The 19,848-nt window shown below is 70.0% G+C and carries 19 protein-coding genes; 10 read left to right on the top strand and 9 right to left on the bottom strand.

Going from position 1 to position 19,848, the window contains the following annotated elements; all coding sequences use genetic code 11:
* Positions 1 to 22 precede the first annotated feature (22 nt).
* Genes OO60_RS14640 through OO60_RS14630 form a run of 4 tightly spaced genes read right to left on the bottom strand, consistent with a single transcriptional unit; the run spans position 23 to position 2,977 of the window.
* Positions 23 to 697, bottom strand: coding sequence for an ESX secretion-associated protein EspG (locus OO60_RS14640; RefSeq protein WP_003081818.1), 675 nt, complete (start codon positions 695 to 697; stop codon positions 23 to 25).
* Entirely contained in the window at positions 697 to 1,950 is a 1,254-nt protein-coding gene (locus OO60_RS46450) for a PPE domain-containing protein (RefSeq protein WP_033261533.1), read from the bottom strand. The genes OO60_RS14640 and OO60_RS46450 overlap by 1 nt, the downstream gene beginning before the upstream one ends.
* The gene (locus OO60_RS45835) at positions 1,950 to 2,567 is read right to left on the bottom strand and encodes a DUF3558 domain-containing protein (RefSeq protein WP_081655838.1); all 618 of its coding nucleotides are present in this window, start codon (positions 2,565 to 2,567) and stop codon (positions 1,950 to 1,952) included. Before OO60_RS45835 ends, OO60_RS46450 begins: the two co-directional genes overlap by 1 nt.
* A complete protein-coding gene (locus OO60_RS14630; protein WP_003081812.1) occupies positions 2,567 to 2,977 on the bottom strand; it encodes a hypothetical protein in 411 nt (136 codons plus the stop codon). The genes OO60_RS45835 and OO60_RS14630 overlap by 1 nt, the downstream gene beginning before the upstream one ends.
* A 225-nt stretch (positions 2,978 to 3,202) precedes the next feature.
* Between OO60_RS14630 and OO60_RS46445 the strand changes: the two genes are divergently transcribed.
* The 3 genes from OO60_RS46445 (at position 3,203) to OO60_RS14615 (ending at position 6,259) form a co-directional block, all read left to right on the top strand.
* Positions 3,203 to 3,901 (top strand): hypothetical protein, encoded by a 699-nt coding sequence (locus tag OO60_RS46445; RefSeq protein WP_156081307.1) that lies wholly within the window; start codon positions 3,203 to 3,205, stop codon positions 3,899 to 3,901.
* 75 nt (positions 3,902 to 3,976) lie between these two features.
* Positions 3,977 to 5,029, top strand: coding sequence for a polyprenyl synthetase family protein (locus OO60_RS14620; RefSeq protein ID WP_003081807.1), 1,053 nt, complete (start codon positions 3,977 to 3,979; stop codon positions 5,027 to 5,029).
* Between the two features lie 24 nt (positions 5,030 to 5,053).
* Complete coding sequence (locus OO60_RS14615; RefSeq protein WP_033261467.1) at positions 5,054 to 6,259, top strand: sunset domain-containing protein; 1,206 nt, start codon at positions 5,054 to 5,056, stop codon at positions 6,257 to 6,259.
* On the opposite strand, the gene OO60_RS14610 is transcribed toward OO60_RS14615, so the two are convergent.
* The 5 genes from OO60_RS14610 to OO60_RS14590 all read right to left on the bottom strand — a co-directional run bounded on the left by OO60_RS14610 (position 6,252) and on the right by OO60_RS14590 (position 11,207).
* On the bottom strand, positions 6,252 to 6,593 hold the full coding sequence (locus tag OO60_RS14610; RefSeq protein ID WP_240490677.1) for a VOC family protein: 342 nt from the start codon (positions 6,591 to 6,593) through the stop codon (positions 6,252 to 6,254). The two genes, OO60_RS14615 and OO60_RS14610, sit on opposite strands and share 8 nt — an antisense overlap.
* Before the next feature lie 95 nt (positions 6,594 to 6,688).
* Complete coding sequence (locus tag OO60_RS14605; protein WP_033261466.1) at positions 6,689 to 7,753, bottom strand: 2-oxoacid:ferredoxin oxidoreductase subunit beta; 1,065 nt, start codon at positions 7,751 to 7,753, stop codon at positions 6,689 to 6,691.
* A gap of 34 nt (positions 7,754 to 7,787) precedes the next feature.
* The gene (locus tag OO60_RS14600) at positions 7,788 to 9,713 is read right to left on the bottom strand and encodes a 2-oxoacid:acceptor oxidoreductase subunit alpha (RefSeq protein WP_003079444.1); all 1,926 of its coding nucleotides are present in this window, start codon (positions 9,711 to 9,713) and stop codon (positions 7,788 to 7,790) included.
* A gap of 259 nt (positions 9,714 to 9,972) precedes the next feature.
* Positions 9,973 to 10,737, bottom strand: a complete 765-nt coding sequence (locus OO60_RS14595) for an enoyl-CoA hydratase (protein ID WP_003079443.1) — start codon at positions 10,735 to 10,737, stop codon at positions 9,973 to 9,975.
* Positions 10,738 to 10,760: 23 nt separating this feature from the next.
* Positions 10,761 to 11,207: an Lrp/AsnC family transcriptional regulator gene (locus OO60_RS14590; protein ID WP_033261465.1), complete on the bottom strand. Its 447-nt coding sequence runs from the start codon at positions 11,205 to 11,207 to the stop codon at positions 10,761 to 10,763.
* 83 nt (positions 11,208 to 11,290) lie between these two features.
* On the opposite strand from OO60_RS14590, the gene ddaH reads away from it, so the two are divergent.
* From ddaH to OO60_RS14555, 7 genes are all read left to right on the top strand, one after another.
* The gene (gene ddaH / locus OO60_RS14585; RefSeq protein WP_420835557.1) at positions 11,291 to 12,118 is read left to right on the top strand and encodes a dimethylargininase; all 828 of its coding nucleotides are present in this window, start codon (positions 11,291 to 11,293) and stop codon (positions 12,116 to 12,118) included.
* A gap of 81 nt (positions 12,119 to 12,199) precedes the next feature.
* Positions 12,200 to 12,856 (top strand): polysaccharide deacetylase family protein, encoded by a 657-nt coding sequence (locus OO60_RS14580; RefSeq protein WP_081655818.1) that lies wholly within the window; start codon positions 12,200 to 12,202, stop codon positions 12,854 to 12,856.
* A gap of 389 nt (positions 12,857 to 13,245) precedes the next feature.
* Positions 13,246 to 13,941, top strand: a complete 696-nt coding sequence (locus OO60_RS14575; protein WP_003079427.1) for a glycoside hydrolase family 75 protein — start codon at positions 13,246 to 13,248, stop codon at positions 13,939 to 13,941.
* Between the two features lie 193 nt (positions 13,942 to 14,134).
* Positions 14,135 to 15,445, top strand: a complete 1,311-nt coding sequence (locus tag OO60_RS14570) for a nucleotide sugar dehydrogenase (RefSeq protein ID WP_003079424.1) — start codon at positions 14,135 to 14,137, stop codon at positions 15,443 to 15,445.
* On the top strand, positions 15,426 to 16,616 hold the full coding sequence (locus OO60_RS14565; RefSeq protein ID WP_003079406.1) for a glycosyltransferase family 4 protein: 1,191 nt from the start codon (positions 15,426 to 15,428) through the stop codon (positions 16,614 to 16,616). The genes OO60_RS14570 and OO60_RS14565 overlap by 20 nt, the downstream gene beginning before the upstream one ends.
* Positions 16,617 to 16,725: 109 nt before the next feature.
* The gene (locus OO60_RS14560) at positions 16,726 to 18,084 is read left to right on the top strand and encodes a hypothetical protein (RefSeq protein ID WP_003079403.1); all 1,359 of its coding nucleotides are present in this window, start codon (positions 16,726 to 16,728) and stop codon (positions 18,082 to 18,084) included.
* Positions 18,081 to 19,838, top strand: coding sequence for a Wzz/FepE/Etk N-terminal domain-containing protein (locus OO60_RS14555; RefSeq protein WP_003079400.1), 1,758 nt, complete (start codon positions 18,081 to 18,083; stop codon positions 19,836 to 19,838). Before OO60_RS14560 ends, OO60_RS14555 begins: the two co-directional genes overlap by 4 nt.
* Positions 19,839 to 19,848: the final 10 nt, after the last annotated feature.

Below are 19,848 nucleotides of genomic sequence, written 5' to 3'. Positions count from 1 at the left end.
TCCGGGCCGCCACCCCTTCAGCTCAGCGAGGGGTGGCGGCTTTCAGTTTTCGGGCGAGGAGTTCCGGGTCCCCCGGGAGGACGCTGATGTATCCGTCGGCGAGGGCGATCCCGACCCGGCCGTGCTGGAGGTCGAGGTAGTTGAGGGTGTTGGTTCCGGTTTGGAGCTGTCCGAGCCCGAAGTGAGGCTGCTTGAAGAGGGCGTCGAGCTCCTGCGCTTCGCGGCTGCCGGTTTCGTCGAAGATGTCGCTTTCCTTTTGGAAGTCCTGCTGGGGGACTGAGAAGGGCTTGATGTCGGCGGGTCGGCAGGGTGGGAGCTTCGAGACCAGGGCGTCGGCGGGGTGGGTGTCGGGGGAGACGCTCTCGAGTTCTATTTGCTCGCCGCGGCAGACGACGCTGATTGTCGAGCGGTCTCGGTTTGCTACGAGTACGCCGACTTGTTCGTTGGTGTCGCGTGCGTAGGCGACGAATTCTTCGGCGGGGTTGCCGATGAGGTGGAGTGCGTCTTCGAATTCGGGGGTGAAGCCGTCGCCTTGGGTGAAGCCGTATTGGCTGAGTTCTTCGAAGGCTTCCCGGTCGACTTGTTTTTTGGCTGACGGCGGGATGTAGCGCAGTCCTTTGGCGAGGACGGGGTGTGGGTCGCCGCTGCCGACGTTGCGCATGGCGGTGAGGAGGGTGGTGAGGGAGAAGGTGGCCATTACTTCTTCTCGCCGATCACGGGTGGCATTGGCTTTTCGGTGAAGCCGCCGAAGGTTTCGTCGGGATCGGGGTTTTGCAGGTAGGGGGCGCGTTTCTTCTCGCGGTCTTCGTCCTTGCCACGGCCGGCGGCGGGGGTGCCCATGGGGGCGATGTTGGTGCCGCGGGAGCCGGTGGTGCCGCGGGCGGGGGTGGCGCCGGGGAGGCGTTCCTCGGGGAGGCGGGTGCCGGAGGCGTTGCCGGGGGTGCGTGTTCCCGGTGGGGTGGTGCCTGGGCGGTTCGGTCCGGTCCCTGGCCCGGTTCCGGTCCCTGGCTCCGTTCCGGGGTAATACCCGCCGGTTCCGATTCCGGTTCCGGGCCCGAAGTCGCCGGAGAAGCTGCCGCTGCCGGGCCAGTTCGTGTTGCTACCACCGGTAGGCCCGAACACATATCCGCCCTGAGCGGCGGGTGGCGTGACGGGCTTGGGGATGTAGCTGTTGGCGTGGGTGGTCCCGGGGTCGCTCGGCGGATTCTGTACCTGGTGGTAGCTCGGGGGCCGGTACGCCGTCTGATCCGGGTTGTTCGTCTGCTGCTGCGTGGTGAGCTGCTTCTGGTCCTGCCCGGTGATCCGGTCCTGCCCGGGCCGCACGGTCTGCCGGTCCTGGGCGGGGACCTGGTTGTCGCGAGGGTTCCGGGCCCATTCCCCGGTATCGGTGGGCCCGGGCGTCGCCCGATCGGTCATGGAGACGGCGGCCCCGGAGTCGGCGAGCTGGGCGTACTGCGCGGGCATCCGTCCGCCGTTGTCGGTACTGGCGGCGTGATAGGCGCTGAAGGCATCGATGTTGCCTTGGCTATCGGCCTGCCACCCGGCAACCTTGGCGGAGTAAGAATCCCAGCCGCGCCCGGCAAGGACGTTCCGGACATCATCAATCCCCAGTTCGGGAGGCTGAGGCGGCACGGGCTTGACGGAGTGCTTGGCGGTCCCGAAGGCATCCATTTGAGCGCCAACGGCGGACTGAGCATTCCGAAGGTGAACAGCGTCGTCAGCAGCGGCTTGAACAAGGGGAAGAGTGGAATCGGCGGCGGCATCTCCGGCACGTCCTCGCCAGCCGGACATGGTTTTGGCGCGAAGGGCACTGATCCGCTGAGCCCGCTCAACCATCCGGTCGGTCAGCTGCATGGCCCCATCCTGCGCATCGGCCAGCGAACCGGTGCCTTCACCCCCGGTGATCTGCTCATAGATCTGCGCTGCCGTCAGCGGCCCCTCAGATGCCATCATTTCACCCCGCGGAGGTTGCTCAGGACATACGAAGCGACGCCACGGGCTGCTTCGCATGGATCCTTGTGGCCGATATTCTCTTCGGACTGGGTGACACCGATGTCCACAGTCTGCTTGTCACTTGTTCCGACTGCAATTTGGCACCCGCCTCGACTGGTCCGTTCGTCAGTGAGCCCATAGGCGGCCACCGGGTAACCATCGACAGGTTTCAGAGGGAGAAAGAACGAGTACTGAGCCTGGTAAACGCCGGTCAAACCGCGATCGTCAACGTTGTTGAAGATCACGAGTACTGCGGCTTGGGTAACTTGAGGCGGGTGGAAGCTGCAACTGGGGCCACCAGGAGCGTTCAGCTCCGCCTTCGGCGTTACGCCTGTCCCAAGGAGTTCACTCACTTGACTCGGAGTCAACGAGTCGCACGGTGCCTGTTTGAACCGACCGATGTCGATTGGTGTCTCGACCTTCGGTACACCTGGGCCGGGTAGGCCCTCGTCGGGAGCCGAAGTCACCGCCGAACTGGAGCTGGAACTCGAGGGCGATGCCGTTCCGACGGTGGACGTGGTACATGCGCCGAGAAGCAGTAATAATGCGCTCAGTGCAGCGACAACGCGACGCATCAGAGACTGCCTCCAGTTCGCTTCACTTCTGTGGCGCTCGACTCTTCGGCGGTCGCGTACTTGCCCAAGGCTGTCTTGAAGCGCTGCGCCATCGAGCGGCAATACCGTGCGCGTGCAACAAGCGTTTCGTACAAGGCGTCGCCAGATGCCCTCACCTGTTCAGCGTTGCCGCTGCTGGCGTACTCCGCGCCGGGGCCCTGGGCGCGCTGCAGCAGGGCGGCTCGCTGGAGATCGTCTTCGAACTCGTTCGCCAGGTCGTTCCACTCGTGCATCAGCTCACGCAGCGTCTCCTCGTCGTACTCGAAGCCCGCACCGCCGTCACCACCCCCATACGACCCGGAAACCCGCACCCCATCCGGCCCCGGCAGCACCCAATCCCCACCAGGCTCGTAAACCGGCCCCTCTATCATCTGCTCTCCCCTAGCTTGCAGTGTGCTCCACCCCGGGCACTCTGCGTATCCGACGCGGCAAACCCTACCAAAGTTCCCGCGCCGGAAAACCAAGGTCACGAGGGCCGCGGCGGTCCTCTCGGTGTTCTCCCAAGCCGCGGCCCTCGTGACGTCTACGGGGTTGGCGAACAGCTCGTTTCGCCCACGCGCACCGATCCGCTCAACCCCGATGCCGGCAGGAAATCGATGCGCAACATCGTCAATTCGATGCTTCCGTCGCCCGGCAGGGTCTGGACGTTGAACACCGCGTTCGCCAACGTCGTTCCGTCCGTTTTCCGGATCGGGGACACGTACGACGGCGGTACCGGGCTCGGGGGGTTCGGGATGCCCGACAGGCCGCCGTACGTCCAGTTCGCGTTCGTCTGCGTCTGCGTTGCTGTGCACGTCACCGTGTACGTCGACAGCTTCACCCTCGGGCCGCCCGCCGGTACCAAGGCCGACAGCTCGAAGTTCTTCCCCGCAGCCGTCGAGGTAGCCGAGGTCGTCGTTGTCGTGCACGACGACGTTCCGCCGCCGAACGTGATGCCCGGGCGGGACACCGCTTCGGCCGTTGCCGTCGTCGGGCCGTCGATCGAACACGCTGCTTGTGGCGGGATCGCGACCTTCGTGAACGACGCCGAGCCGATGTTCGCCACGCCCGGCTTCGGGTCCGCCGCCGCGGGGAACGCGGCCAAGCCCGTCACCACCACCGCCATGACGATCGCGCTGCGCATTCAGTGTCCTCCTCGGCCCGCGGAGCGCTGCCGGACGGCTGCTCCTCCTCGTCTGGATATCCGCCCGCCGGAGACGTCCGTTGCGCCCGGAATCTCCGATCACCCTTTCGAGGATCGGGAACCACCCGGGGCGGTGTCATGTTCGTCACCGTTTCCGCTGGACAGCGGGTAAACGACCGCGCGGGCGAGCCACTACGCTCAAGGGGCAACCCGACCGGTGCACGAGTAGAGCGGAGCCGACGTGTCTGTGCCTTCCCCAGCCCCCGGGGCGGGATCCCTCCCCGCTGCGCCGGGTGGCGCCCTCGACGACCTGCGGGCGTCGGTCGGCCTGCAGATCGGCGACGAAGCCCTGCTGCGCTCCATCGCCGGTGGGCTGGCCGAGGTCGAAAAACTCCTGCGGGACGTCGTCCGCAGCGATGTCCAGGCCGTCAACGACGCCGCCCTGCACCTGGTCGAGGCCGGGGGCAAACGCTTCCGTCCCCTCTTCACGCTGCTGTCCGCGCAGTTCGGGCCCAAGCAGGACGACCACGTCGTGATCGCCGCCGCCGCGGTCGAGTTGGTGCACCTCGCCACGCTCTACCACGACGACGTCATGGACGAGGCCGACATGCGGCGCGGCGCCGAGAGCGTCAACGCGCGCTGGGACAACACCATCGCCATCCTCACCGGCGACTTCCTCTTCGCGCACGCCTCGCGCCTGGTCGCCGACCTCGGCACCGACGCCGCGCGGATCATCGCCGAGACCTTCGGGGAGCTGGTCACCGGCCAGATGCGCGAGACCGTCGGCCCCGGTCCCGGCGATGACGCCGTCGCGCACTACCTCACCGTCATCGCGCAGAAGACCGGGTCGCTGATCGCCACCTCCGGGCGGTTCGGCGGCATGATGTCCGGCGCCGCCGAGGAGCACATCGAGGCGCTGCGCCGGTTCGGCGACATCATCGGCACCGCCTTCCAGATCTCCGACGACATCATCGACATCGCCTCGCCGTCCGACGAGCTCGGCAAGGCGCAGGGCACCGACCTGCGCGAAGGCGTCCGGACGCTGCCGATGCTGTACGCGCTGGCCGACCCGGGCACCGACCCGCGGCTGGTCGAGCTGCTGTCCGGCCCGATCGCCGACGACGCGCTCGTGCGGGAGGCGCTGGAGCTGCTGCGGGTCAGTAGCGGACTCGAACGCGCACGCGTCACCCTTTCCGACTACGCTCAGCGCGCGCGAGCCGAGCTCACCGCGCTGCCCGCGTCACCCGCCCGGGACGCCTGCGAGTCGGTGGCCGACTACCTGGTCGCGCGTACGCGCTGATGCACTAAACAGGGGCAGGAAAAGATGTCCATATTCGGACAGGTCTGGCTGTGGAGCCTGGCGGCGTTCTTCGTCGGGGCAGTCCTCACCTGGCTGGTGCTCGTGCTGCCGCTCCGCAAGAGCGTCCGCAAGCTGGAGAGCTCCCTGGCGCAGGCCCACGCCGACGCCGCGCGCACCCCCGCCAACGCGGGGACCGAGGCGTTCTCGCGGCCCGAGCCGCGCTTCGAGCCGGAGTCGCGCTTCGAGCCGGAGCCGACGCGCCAGGAGACCTCCTACCCCGGCACGCTGGTCGCCGCGCCGCCGATCCACCGCGACGACGTCCACGACGACATCGACGAGGACTTCGCCGAGCTGGACGCCCAGGTGCCGACGCGGGTGCCGCCGGAACCCGAGCCGGAGCCGCAGCTCGACGAGGACGACCCCTACCGGACCGCGGCCACCCAGTTCCTGACGCCGGTGGCCGAGCCGGAGCCGGCGGACCCCTACCACGCCCCGGCGACCGAGTACCTGGTTCCGGACGAGGAGCCCGAGCCCGTCTCCCCGGCCCTGTCGCAGCTCGACCCCGAGTCCTCGGCGGGCTCGCTGTTCCAGCCGCCGGGTGCGGAAGCGCCCGCGCCGGACTGGTTCGACCACGAGCCGCGGAGCGAGCGGTCGGCGTTCGAGGAGCCGGTCGAACGCACGCGCTACCTCGGCTCGGTGGGCAAGGACGAGCCCGAAGAAGAGGACGAGACACCGCAGTACGCGTTCGGCGGCGACATCGCCGACGACGAGCTCGACGTGCCGGCCGAGACCCCGGCCGAGGCGACCCAGGTGCTGCCGAAGCGGCAGCCGCGGGAGGCGGTGCGCGGCGGGTTCGACGCGCCCCAGCCGATCCAGCCGTCGATGCGCACGGTCGAGCGGCGCGAGCCCGACCTGTCCGGCGCGCACAGCGGCTCCCTGTTCGAGCCGTCGGTGCAGCCGAACCAGGCGGCCGCCGCGGTCGCCGCGCCCGAGCCGCCCCCCGCGCGGCAGGCGGCGGGCGACTCGGTGCCGCCCGGCCCGTTCGGCCCCGGTTCGGCGATGCCGCGCCCGGGCGGCGGGGCGCCGAGCGACAGCTTCGCCGTGAAGGCCAGCGTCACGGCGTTGCGCTACTGCACCGAGGATTCCGCGCAGTTCCCGAAGATGGTCGCGGAGGTGTGGTTCCGGACCGCCGAGGACGCCGAACGCGTCGGGTTCCGCCCCCTCAGCTGAGTTCCTGGAACAGGACGAGCGCGGCGCCGCCGGGATCGGTGACCACCACCAGGGAGCCGAACGGCAGGTCGGTGCGCTCGCGCACCAGGGTGCCGCCCAGCCGCACCGCCTTCGCCGCGGTGGCGTCCACATCGGACACCGCCGCGTAGGGCAGCCACTGGGGTGCCCGGTCGTCGCCAGGGGCCAGTTCGGTGAGGCCACCCCACGGCGCGCCGCCCGCCGTCAGCAGGGTGCCGTCCGCCTCCCAGCCGAGCAATTCGGCGAAGAACCGCTTGCTGCCCGCCGCGTCGGCCGTGCGGACGTCGAAGAACACGAAAGGTAAGTCAGGTCGCATGACCTGAAACTTAGGACACGTGTCCCAAGTCGCGCAACCCCGGAAACGCCGAAGGCCGCCATGCACCGGGCATGGCGGCCTTCGAAAAGCAGCGGTTACGCGACCGTCCAGGTGTCCTTGCCGCGCAGCAGGCCCTGCAGGTCCGGCTTGCGGGCCGCGCGGGCCTCCTCGACCTGGGCGCGGGCGCCGTCGTCGTACGTCGGGCGCTCGACCTGGCGGAGGATGCCGGTCGGGACGTGGTTGAGGTTCTGGTCGCCCAGCCGGGACAGCGCGAACGCGTACGACGTGTCCACGATCGACGGGTCGTGCACCACGATGTCGTCCTCGCCGATGTCGGCGACCTTGGCGACGTCCAGCCCGCCCCAGTCGCCGCGCTTGACGCCGAACTCCTGGTTCGGGCCGAAGCGGATCGGCTCGCCCGCGCGCAGCGGGATCAGCCGCGTGGCGGCCTCGTCGGCGTCCTTGAGGACGTCGAACGCGCCGTCGTTGAAGATCGGGCAGTTCTGGTAGATCTCGACCAGCGCCGAGCCGCGGTGCTGCGCCGCCGCCTGCAGGACCTCGGTCAGGCCCTTGCGGTCGGAGTCCAGCGCCCGGCCCACGAACGACGCCTCCGCGCCGATCGCCAGCGACAGCGGGTTGAACGGCGTGTCCACCGAACCCATCGGCGTCGACTTGGTGACCATGCCCTGGCCGGACGTCGGGGAGTACTGGCCCTTGGTCAGCCCGTAGATCCGGTTGTTGAACAGCAGGATCTTGATGTTCACGTTGCGGCGCAGCGCGTGGATCAGGTGGTTGCCGCCGATGGACAGCGCGTCGCCGTCACCGGTGACGACCCACACCGACAGGTCCGGGCGCGTCGTCGCGAGGCCGGTCGCGATCGACGGCGCGCGGCCGTGGATCGAGTGCATGCCGTAGGTGTTGAGGTAGTACGGGAAGCGCGACGAGCAGCCGATGCCCGAGATGAAGACGATGTTCTCGCGCTTGAGGCCGAGCGTCGGGAGGAACGACTGGACCGCGTTCAGCACGACGTAGTCGCCGCAGCCGGGGCACCAGCGGACTTCCTGGTCGGACTTGTAGTCCTTGGCCTTCTGCGGCTCGTCGGTGGTGGGCACAAGGTCCAGGCCACCGACGGTCGGGAGCCCGATATCGACTGTAGTCATGCCGCCTCCGCGGTGAAGAGTGCGTCGGCGGTGGTCATCGTGCCGCCTCCGTAGCAACGCTGGTGATGATCTCCGAGAAGACGTTCTGCAGTTCTTCGGCCATGAACGCCATCCCGGCGACCTTGGTGTGCGAGTGGACGTCGACCAGGTACTTCGCCCGCAGCAGCAGGGCGAGCTGGCCGAGGTTCATCTCCGGCACCACGACCTTGTCGTAGCTGCGCAGGATGTCGCCGAGGTTGGCCGGCAGCGGGTTGAGGTGCCGCAGGTGCGCCTGCGCGATCGGCAGGCCGAGCTTGCGCACGCGCCGGCAGGCCGCGCCGATCGGACCGTAGGACGAGCCCCAGCCCAGCGCCAGCACCCGGGCCTTGCCGCCGGACGGGTCGTCGACGACGAGGTCGGGGACGTCGATGCCGTCGACCTTCGCCTGCCGCAGCCGGACCATCTTCTCGTGGTTGGCCGGGTCGTAGGAGATGTGGCCGGTCTTGTCGGCCTTCTCCAGCCCGCCGATGCGGTGCTGCAGCCCGGGCGTGCCCGGGATGGCCCAGGCGCGGGCGAGCGTCTCGGGGTCGCGGACGTACGGCCAGAACTCGCCGGAGTCGTTGTCCGCGTTGGGTTCGGTGGCGAACTCGACGCGCAGGTCGGGCAGCTCGTCGACGTCCGGGATCAGCCACGGCTCGGAGCCGTTCGCGATGGCGCCGTCCGAGAGCAGCAGCACCGGCGTGCGGTACTTCAGCGCGATCCGGGTCGCCTCGACGGCCGCGTCGAAGCAGTCGGCGGGGGACAGCGGCGCGACGATCGGGACCGGCGATTCGCCGTTGCGGCCGAACATCGCCTGCAGCAGGTCCGCCTGCTCGGTCTTGGTCGGCAGGCCGGTGGACGGGCCGCCGCGCTGGACGTCGATGACGACCAGCGGCAGCTCCACCATCACGCCGAGGCCGACGGCTTCGGACTTCAGCGCGACACCGGGCCCGGACGTCGAGGTGACGCCGAGGGCGCCGCCGTAGGACGCGCCGAGCGCGGCGCCGATGCCGGCGATCTCGTCCTCGGCCTGGAAGGTGATGATGCCGAAGTTCTTGTGCTTGGACAGCTCGTGGAGGATGTCCGACGCCGGGGTGATCGGGTACGTGCCGAGCAGGATCTGCAGGCCGGAGCGCTGCCCGGCGGCCACGATCCCGTACGCCAGCGCGGTGTTGCCGGTGATCTGCCGGTAGGTGCCCTGGGTCAGCTTCGCCGGGGCGACCTGGAACGTCGTCGCGAACGACTCGGTGGTCTCGCCGTAGTTCCAGCCCGCGCGGAAGGCCAGGATGTTCGCCTCGGCGATGTCCGGCTTCTTGGCGAACTTCTCGCGCAGGAACCGCTCGGTGCCCTCGGTCGGCCGGTGGTACATCCACGACAGCAGGCCGAGCGCGAACATGTTCTTGCAGCGCTCGGCGTCCTTCTTGCCGAGGCCGGTGTCGGCGAGCGCGCCCTGCGTGAGCGTCGACATGGCGACGCGGTGCACCTGGTAGGGCGCGAGCGTGTCGTCGTCCAGCGGGTCCGTCGCGTAGCCGACCTTGGTCAGGTTCCGCTTGATGAACTCGTCGGTGTTCAGGATGATCGTGCCGCCGTGCGGGACGTCGCCGAGGTTCGCCTTGAGCGCGGCCGGGTTCATCGCCACCAGCACGTCCGGCCGGTCGCCGGGGGTGAGGATGTCGTAGTCGGCGAAGTGCACCTGGAAGCTCGAGACGCCGGGGATCGTGCCCTGCGGCGCGCGGATCTCGGCGGGGAAGTTCGGCATCGTCGACAGGTCGTTGCCGAACGCGGCGGCCTCGGACGTGAACCGGTCGCCGGTCAGCTGCATGCCGTCACCGGAGTCGCCCGCGAACCGGATGACCACCCGGTCCAGCTTGCTGACCTCGGTCGGCCTGGTTGCGGCGAGCGAGCCGTGACCAGCGCCGTTGCCGTTCGCACTCGTGCTCATGGGTCAGGGATTCCCTCTCTCCCGGCGGTACGGCTTCCGTTCGCCTGCCGGTGCCGCGGCTGCGCTCACCAGGTCTACTCCCGAGGTTAGCTCGCCCCCAACACCGATGTTGGTAGTGTCCCGGGTGTTGGGCGACCTCATCGGTGCTGTCTCATGTCTCTTCGCTGGTCCACCGAATACCTGTAACCGATGGTAACGGGTAGCCGCCGTGGTGCGTTGTGACGCGTGTCTCCCGTGACGGTAAGAGGCGCGGATCGAATCACGGCCGAGAACGGATCCGGGCCCGGATCAGGGAAAGCCGTTCGGCGAACTCCGGCGAGGCGAGCGACGCCAGCTGCGGCCGGATCTCGACGTCGACGGCGTCCGCGTGCTCGGCGAGGCTCGCGGTGGTGCGCAGACTGCGCTTGGTGGCGATCAACGCTTCGCGCGGCGCGGCGACGGCACTGTGCGCGAGGTCACGTGCGGCGGTCAGCAGTTCGTCATGTCCGCCGTCGACCACGCGCAGCGCCAGCCCGGCCCGCACCGCCGCCTCCGCGTCGAGGGGTTGCCCGAACAACGTCATGGCGGCGGCCTGCTGCGGGCCGGCGAGCCGCTGCGTCATCCAGGTCATCCCGCCGCCGGGGTGCAGGCCGAGCTCGAGGAACCGGGCGACGAACTTCGCCCGCGGCCCGGCCAGCCGCACGTCGGCGGCGAGGGCGAGGTTCAGCCCGGCCCCGACGGCCGCGCCCCCGACGGCGGCGATGGTCGGCAGCGCGCAGCGGGCCACGGCGAGGAAGCCTTCGTAGATGGCGCGCAAGCCGGCTTCGTCGGCCTCGGCCAGCGCGGACAGGTCGGCCCCGGCGCAGAAGGCGGGCGGGGTTCCGGTGACGACGACGGCGTGCACGGACTCGTCCCGTTCCGCGGCCGCGACGGCTTCGGCCAGCTGGGCGGAAAGGTCGAGGGTCAGCGCGTTGCGGCTGCCGGGCGCGTCGACGGTGAGGAGGGCGACGCCGCCGGCGTGCTCGCTGACGATGCTGTCGGTCATCGGCTCAGGGTGGCACGCCGCCCTCACTGCTCCGGCGTCGGCGGCCGTTCCAGCAGCCGCGAGAGCACCACGGTCGACACCGTCCGGTCCACGATCTCCAGCCCGCGCAGCCGCTCCAGCGCCGTCTCCAGGTGGTGGATGTCGGCCGCGCGCAGGTGGACGATCGCGTCCGCGGCGCCCGACACCGTGTACGCCGCCACCACCTCCGGGAGCGGCTCCAGCCGCGCGCGGATCCGGGCCGGCGTGATGTTGCCCTGGCACGTGACCTCGACGAACGCCTCCGTTCCCCAGCCCAGTGCCTCCGGGTCGACGACCGCCGTGAAGCCCCGCAGGATGCCCGTTTCGAGCAGCCGGTCGACCCGCCGCTTCACCGCCGGGGCCGACAGGCCGACCACCTTGCCGATCTCCGCGTAGCTGGAGCGCGCGTTCGCCACGAGACACGAAACGATTCGCTGGTCGATGGTGTTCACACGCAACATTTAGCACAGATACGCGCAGCGAACAGCGATTGATTGCGATATTAGGCGCCCCTTACCCTGCAGTCATGCAGGCGATGCGCGTACCGACCACCCGTCGATACCTCATGTGCTCCCCGCGCCACTTCGCGGTGGACTACGTGATCAACCCCTGGATGGACCCGACCCAGCCGGTCAGCGCCGACGTCGCCGTCGCGCAGTGGACCGAGCTGCGCGACACCTACCGCCGCCTCGGCCACACCGTCGAGGAGATCGAGCCCCAGCCCGGCCTGCCCGACATGGTCTTCGCCGCCAACTCCGGCACCGTCGTCGACGGGCGCGTGCTCGGCTCCCGGTTCCGCGCCCCACAGCGCGCCGCCGAAGCCGAGCACTTCCGCCGCTGGTTCGTCGAGCACGGCTACCGCGACATCACCATGCCGGAGAAGGTCAACGAGGCCGAAGGCGACTTCGCCTGGACCGGCGCGCTGCTGCTCGCCGGCACCGGCTTCCGCACCGACCCGGCCGCGCACGCCGAGGCGCAGGAGGTCCTCGGCGTCCCGGTCGTCTCGCTGCAGCTGGTCGACCCGCACTACTACCACCTCGACACGGCGCTGTTCGTGCTCGCCGAGGCGACCGACACGACCCGCGCGCAGATCGTCTACTACCCGGAGGCGTTCTCCGCGGGTTCGCGCCGCGTGCTGGAGCGGCTGTTCCCGGACGCCGTGCTCGCCACCCGCGAAGACGCGGAGTGTTTCGGCCTCAACGGCGTGTCCGACGGACGCAACGTCGTGCTGCCGGCGGAGGCCACCCGATTGGGTGAACTTCTGGCCGAGCGCGGTTACGAGCCGGTCTACGTCGACATCTCTGAGCTGCGGAAAGCCGGCGGCGGACCCAAGTGCTGCACGCTGGAGATCCGCAAAGGCTAAATAACGGCAAAAAACTGTAACTCACCCGTTTGCCAGTGCGATTAATCGAAGTAACAAATCGACTACTCGCAGTGGCAGGCGGTGGGAGTGGTGACAGTGATCCTCGCCATGCACGGAGCCGGGCGCCCGGCTCGCCAGCTCGACCCGGGCGAGGACGAGCGCTGGCTGACGGTCGACCAGCTCGAGGAGGTGCTCGACCGCGCGGCGGACCGCGAAGACGTCCACCTCACGTTCGACGACGGCAACGACTCCGACGTCGAGGTGGTGCTGCCGCGGCTGGTCGAGCGCGGGCTGACGGCGGAGTTCTTCCCCCTGGCCGGCCGGCTCGGGCAGCGCGGGTACCTCGACCGCGACGGCCTGTGCGAGCTCACCCGCGCGGGGATGGAGATCGGCTCGCACGGCTGGGAACCGCGTGACTGGCGCCGGCTCGACGACCGCCACGCCCGCCGCGAGCTGACCGACGCGCCGAAGCTGCTCGGCGACCTGTGCGGCCGCCCGGTCCGGCGGTACTCGCTGCCGTTCGGCGCGTACGACCGGAGGGTGCTGGCCCGCCTGCGGCAGGCGGGCGCGACGAGGGTGTACTCGAGCGACGGTGGAGCGGCCCGCCGTGACGGCTGGCTGCAGGCGAGGACGGAACTCCGCCACGACCTCGACGGCGAACGGCTTGACGGGGTGCTTTCGGCCGGGGCCCGGCGGGGGCACTGGGTGAACCGGTTGCTGCGGCGGCCTGCGCGGTAGGGATCGGGTCGCCCGGCATCGGACTGGGTGACCGGGTTGCCCCGGCGGCGTGGCCGAGCCGGGTGGCCGGAAGCGCTGGCGGGCCGCCGCCCAAAGGGCCGTCCGTGGCTGCTCGGCGGATCCGGCCGGGACGGCGGCCGCGGACCTGCCCCATCGCCTGTCCGTTGGATGCCGTTCGCCGGATCCGTCCGCGCCGGCCCCGTCCCGGCGAACGGGACACCCGCGAAACCCGTTCCGCCGACCCCGCCCCGATGAGCAGCCTTTTCGTCAAATCCGGCCACCTGATGGGAAATTCCCGCACCCCGAGGGCTTGAACGCGCTCTCGCCGGGGTGCATCCTGGTGCCCCGCCGCCGTAAGGAAAGTTTCCTAACTAAAGGGAGCACCAGGAATGCGGAAACTGATCCTGCTCGCGACTCTCGCGCTGGCCGCGGCCGTGATGCCGTCGGCCCTCGCGTCGGCGTCGCCGGCCCCGGCCGCTGCGCCGGCCACCGTGGATGCCGCCCCCACCGCGGCCCAGCTGCTCGCCAAGACCACCGGCTGCAAGCAGATCTCGAACGGCAAGTACAAGACCGACGAGGACGTCTCGAGCAAGACGGTCGCCATCTGCGACGCCAACGGCGCGGTCTTCTGGAAGGCCGACATGGACATCGACTGCGACGGCCAGCGCACCTCGCAGTGCAACGAAAACACCGACTGCTGCTACCAGGACGACACTGCGTTCCACCAGTCCGACGGCAAGCCCCTCAACGCCGCGAAGCTGCCCTACATCGTCGTGCCGAGCTCCAGCAGCATCTGGAAGTACTCCTCCTCCGGCCTCAAGGGCGGCGGCTCCTGCGCGGTGATCTACAACGGCAAGGTCGAGTACGCCGTCATCGGGGACACCGGCCCGACGCAGATCATCGGCGAAGCCTCCTACGCGACCGCGAAGGACCTCGGCATCAACCCCGACCCGTCCAACGGCGGCACCGACTCCGGTGTCACGTACATCTGCTTCAAGAACTCGACCGTTTCGCCGATCGAGAACCACTCCAACGCGGTGAGCAAGGGCCAGAGCCTCGCCACCACCTTCGTGAACAACAACTGACACCGATTCACCGTCCGGCGCCGGATCGTGGTTTCCGTCCACGGTCCGGCGCCGGATCGAGACGGTAATTTCACCTGAATCCCTTGCGCCTCACGGCCGTTTCACGCCGTCCCCCGTTCGCCGCGCCCGCGGTAACGATCCAGGGGTGCCCGCCGACCAACTTGAGGGTCGCGCGGAATAGCGGAGGTTTGGCGTGAAGATCAGTGTCTTCGGGCTCGGTTACGTCGGTTGTGTCTCCGCCGCGTGCCTGGCGGGGCAAGGGCACCGGGTGGTCGGCGTGGACGTCAACCCGGTGAAGATCGACCTCATCACCCAGGGCAACGCCCCGGTGGTCGAAGAGCGGATCGGCGAGCTCACCGCCGAGGTCGTCGCGAGCGGGGCGCTGAGAGCCACGACCGACGTCGCGGAGGCGGTCGCGGACAGCGAGATCTCGCTGGTCTGCGTCGGGACGCCGTCGGCGCCGAACGGCAGCCTGTCCACGGTCTACCTCGAGCGGGTCGCCGAGGAAATCGGCGAGGCGCTCGCGAAGAAGAGCGAACGGCACACCGTCGTCTTCCGCAGCACCATGCTGCCCGGCACCTGTCTCGACCTGCTGGTCCCGATCCTCGAAAAGGCCTCGGGCCGCACGGCCGGCGTCGATTTCGGCGTCGCGGTGAACCCCGAGTTCCTGCGCGAGGGCACCAGCGTCCGCGACTTCTTCGACCCGCCGAAGACGGTGATCGGTGAGATCGACGAAGCCAGCGGCGACGCCGTCGCGGCGCTCTACGAGGGCCTGCCCGGCCCGGTCTTCCGCGTGCCGATCCCGGTCGCGGAAATGACGAAGTACGCCGACAACTCCTTCCACGGCTTGAAGATCGGCTTCGCGAACGAGCTCGGCGCCGTCTGCCGCGCGCTGGGCCTCGACTCGCACCAGGTGATCGACGTCTTCCTCGCCGACACCAAGCTCAACATCAGCCCCGCCTACCTGAAGCCGGGCTTCGCCTTCGGCGGCTCGTGCCTGCCGAAGGACCTGCGCGGGCTCGTCTACGCCGCGCACCGCGCCGACGTCAGCGTGCCGATCCTGTCGCACGTGCTGGCGTCGAACTCCGAACACCTGCAGCGGGCGTTCGACCTGGTCGCGCGCACCGGCAAGCGCAAGGTCGGGCTGTTCGGGCTGTCGTTCAAGCCCGGCACCGACGACCTGCGCGAGTCGCCGCTGGTCGAGCTGGCCGAACGGCTGCTCGGCAAGGGCTACGACCTGAAGATCTACGACGCCAACGTCAGCCTCTCCCGGCTGATGGGCGCCAACCGCGAGTACATCGAGAGCCGGCTCCCGCACCTCGGCCAGCTGCTCGCCGGGACCGTCGAAGAGGTCGTGGACCACGCCGACGTCCTGCTCGTGGGCACCAAGGACCCGGACGTGCTGGCGGCCCTGCCGCACGGCCGGGCGATCGTCGACCTCGTCCGCCTGCCCGACGCCGCCGAGCGTCGCCTTGAAGAGGGATATGCCGGCCTTGCCTGGTAAAGCGCTCATCCTCGTCGAAAACCTCTCCGTCCCCTTCGACCGGCGGGTGTGGCAGGAGTCCACGACCCTGCGCGACGCCGGGTGGGAAGTCCACGTGATCTGCCCGCAGGGCACGAAACGCGACACCGAGGCCGAAGCCGTCGTCGACGGCGTCCACATCCACCGCTACCCGCTCACGGCGGCGACCGGCGGGCCCGCCGGCTACCTGCAGGAGTACGGCAGCGCGCTGTGGCACACGCTGCGGCTGGCCCGCAAGGTCGGCCCGGTCGACGTCGTCCACGCCTGCAACCCGCCGGACCTGCTCTACCTGGTCGCGAAGTACCTGAAGCGACAGGGCGCCCGGTTCATCTTCGACCAGCACGACCTGTGCCCCGAGCTGTACCTCTCGCGGTTCGACCGCGGGCAGGACCTGCTCTACCGCGGGGTCTGCGCCCTCGAACGCGCCACCTACCGCGCGGCCGACGTCGTCATCTCGACGAACGAGAGCTACAAGGAGGTCGCCCGGATCCGCGGCGGCAAGAAGCCCGAAGACGTCTTCGTGGTGCGCAGCGCGCCGGTCGTCGAGCGGTTCCACGAGGTGCCGGCCGAGCCCGAGCTCAAGAAGGGCAAGCCCTTCATGCTCGCCTACCTCGGCGTGATGGGCCCGCAGGACGGCGTCGACTACGCCCTGCGCGCGCTCGCGAAGCTGCGTGACGAGGTCGGGCGCACCGACTGGCACGCGGTGTTCGTCGGCTCCGGCGACGCGTTCGACGACATGGTGGCGCTCTCGGCGAAGCTGGGGCTGGCCAACCAGGTCGAGTTCACCGGCCGGATCTCCGACGAGGACCTGGTCCGCTACCTGTCGACGGCCGACGTCTGCCTGTCGCCGGACCCGCTCAACCCGCTCAACGACGTCTCCACGATGAACAAGGTCATGGAGTACATGGCGATGAGCAAGCCGATCGTTTCGTTCGAACTGCGCGAAGCGCGCGTTTCGGCCGGCGAGGCGGCGGTCTACGCGCCGGCGAACGACGAATCGGCGTTCGCGAAGCTCGTCGCCCAGCTGCTCGACGACCCCGAAGAGCGGGCCCGGATGGGTAAACTCGGCCAGGCCAGAGTGGCGGGTCCGCTCTCGTGGGAGAACTCGGCGAAGGCGCTCCTCGCTGCGTATGAGCACGCTGTGAAGTCTTGATCGCCGTTCGGTCAAGAACCCACCGAACGTGTAACCAATGCTCTCGGTCTTACGACGGATCGGGTAACCGGCCGATCAACTGAACCCGTTCGGCGTACCCGTCTCAGGAATGGAGATCCCGCCGTTGACTGACGACACGGTGCGCCTGGCCCTGGTCGGGCAGGTCCTGCGACGGCGATGGCGGCTGCTGGCCGCCCTCGCCGTCCTGGGCGCGCTGGTCGGCGCCGGAGCGTCGATCCTGTTCTCGCCCGGCTACAAGACCACCTCGGGTGTGCTGCTCCAGGGTCCGCGCCAGGCCGACGAGCTGCTGACCCAGGCCGAGATCGCGACCGCCTCGGTCGTCCTCGACCGCGCCGCCGCGGTGCTGCCGTGGCACCCCAGCGGCGCCGACCTGAAGAAGCAGGTCAGCGCGGCGGTGGCGCAGAGCAACGTCGTGACGATCACCGCCTCCGCCGACACCGCCGAGCACGCCCAGCAGCTCGCCGACCAGGTCGCGCAGCAGTACGTCAAGTACTCCACGCAGCTGGCCAGCAACTCCGCCGACGCCTCGGTGCAGCTCGCCCAGGAACAGCGGGAGTCGCTGCGCCAGCAGGTCAAGCTGACCACGGAGAAGATCAGCGACCTCGCCAAGAACGTCGGCGGGAACCTGACCGTCGAGAGCGTGCAGGTCCGCACCCAGCTCGAAGGCCTGAAGACGTCGCTGGAGCAGGCCATCAACGACCTCAACCAGGCCGACCTGGCCACCGGCATCGGCAACACCGTGGTGCTGGGGCCGTCCCAGCGCCCGACGTCGCCGGCGGCCCCGACGATGACGCAGTTCGTCGCCGGTGGCGCGGTGCTGTTCTTCCTCGTCGGCGTCTTCGGCCACCTGTTCACCGCCCGCGCCGACCGGCGCCTGCGGGGCGAGCCGGAGATCGCGTCGGCGCTCGGCGCGCCGATCCTCGCCGGGGTCGACGTCGAGACGCCCCAGGGCGACCGCCTCCCGGCGACCGGCCTGTTCGGCAAGGTGCGGCGGCTGCTCGGCGGCGACCGGCCGTGGGTGCTGCCGCCGGTCGCGACCTCGGCCGACGAGGTCAACCGCGACATCCGCTACCGCCGGGTGCTGGCCCGGCTGGCCACCGGCCCCGCCGACGTCCTGCTGCTGGTGGCCGACGACGACGAGACCGGCCGGCTGGCCGCCGGGCAGCTCACCGAGCTGGCCGACCGGCTGTCCGTGCCGCTGCGGATCTTCGAGTACTCGCCCGAGCGGCCGACGGTGCCGGACGCGACCGCCGGCTCCGGGGTGCTGGTCGTGCTCGCGTCCGGGACGCGCACGGCCTGGCAGCTCGTCCGGCTCGCCGAAGCCTGCACCGACGGCGGCCAGGAGATCGTCGGCGCGGTCCTCACCCACGCCGTCCGGCCGGCTGAGCCAGAGAAACCCGAACCTGCGGCGGAAGCCCCCGAGAAAGCCCTGGCAGGTTCGGCGTGACGACTACCCCCGAAACTCCGGCGGCGCCGCTGTTCGACCTCTCGCGGCTGTTCATCGCCATCCGCCGCCGCAAGCGCACCTGGCTCGCCACCGCGCTGCTCGGTCTCATCGCCGGTGCGGCGGTCGCGGTCGCGCTGCCGGCGCCGCCGACCGCGGTGGCCAAGGTGATCGTCGTCCACCAGGACGACTCGCCGACCGACAGCGGCACGCTGATGCGCACCGACGTCGCCGTGCTGCAGACGACCGCGATCGCCGAAGGCGCGCTGAAGAAGCTGCGCAGCACCGACACGCCCGAAAACTTCATGAAGAACTACGCGGGACTGGGCCTGACCAACAACGTCCTGCAGATCACCGTCAAGGCGAAGAGCAACGAAGAGGCCGTCGCGCAGGCGCAGGCGCTCGCCGACACGTTCATCGCCGACCACGTCAAGCGCAGCCAGGCGGCCGCGGCCGCCCAGTCGCAGGCCATCCTCGACCAGCGCAAGAACGCCCAGGACGAACTCGGCAAGGTCGAGCAGCAGATCGTCGAGGAGGAGGGCAAGGGCCGCCAGGCCAGCCAGCCCACCCTCGAGAACCTCTACAGCCGCCGCGCCGCCCTCACCGCGCAGATCTCCGACTTCACCTCGCGCGCCCAGCAGGCCGGCATCGGCAGCCCGCAGGTCGCCGCGGGCACCCAGATCGTCGACGCGCCCCGCGCGCTGCCCAAGGCGTTCCTCAAGACCACCGCGACCGACGCCGGTGTCGGCTTCGCGCTCGGCCTGTTCCTCGGGCTCGCGCTCGTCGCGGTCAGCGCGGTGTCGCGCGACCGGCCGGTGCTGCGCCGCGAAATCTCGACGAACCTCGGCGCGTCCGTGATCGCGCAGCTGCCGTCGAAGCTGCGCGGGCCGGCCCGGCTGTGGCGGCGCTCGCGCGCGGTGTCCGAACGCAAGCGCGTCGCCACGACGCTGGTCCGCCTGGTCAAGAAGGACCCGCGGCCGGTGTCGCTGCTCGAACTCGGCGCGCCCAAGGTCGTCGCCGCGCTCGCCCTCGACATGGCCGGGGAGCTCGCCGCCGACGGCGCTGTGAGTGTCATCGACGACCTGCCGGGGGAGGACGTCCGCAAGCTGGCGCAGGAGACCAAGAGCGAAGTCACCGTGGTGGGCGCCGGGGACGAGGCCGGCGAGCTGAGGATCGGCGTCGGCACGGTGTCGCCGGGCACGGCGTGGACCGACCTGGAGCACCTCGGCAAGGAGACCGTGCTGGTCGTCAAGGCCGGGCACGCGAACACGCTGTGGCTGCACACGGTCGCCCGGCAGCTCGCCGACCAGGGGATCCCGGTCATCGGCGTGGTGGTGGTCGACCCCGATCCGCGTGACAAGTCCGACGGCACGCTGTGGGACGGCCTGCACACGGCCCTGCGCGGCCGCGGCGGCGAAACGCCCGCCCCGGCTCCGGTCGAGCGCGAAGACCGGCTGGACGAGCTGGTCGCCCGCGTCGCCGAGCGCGTCGCCAAGACCGAACAGCCGACGCGCCGGTTCGCGCCGGTCCGGCCGGTGCTCCCGCCGGCGCTCGCCACCCCGAAGCCGCCGTCGTCCCCGCTGCCGGCCCCCGGCACCGTGAGCGTCCCGGACCACCTGAACGCACCGACGAAGAAGTTCGCCCCGGTCAAGCCCCCGAAGCGGCCGACGCCGTTCAAGCGCGACCACGGCGAACCGAGCCACAAGGGCGATCTCGACGCCGACCTCGAACCCGAAAAGAGCGCGGAGGTCTCCTGACCCGCGCATT

This window comes from Amycolatopsis vancoresmycina, assembly GCF_000716785.1.
Classification (GTDB): Bacteria; Actinomycetota; Actinomycetes; order Mycobacteriales; family Pseudonocardiaceae; genus Amycolatopsis; species Amycolatopsis vancoresmycina.
Note: the sequence above shows the minus strand (reverse complement) of the source record. Positions and strands in the feature narration are given on the sequence as shown.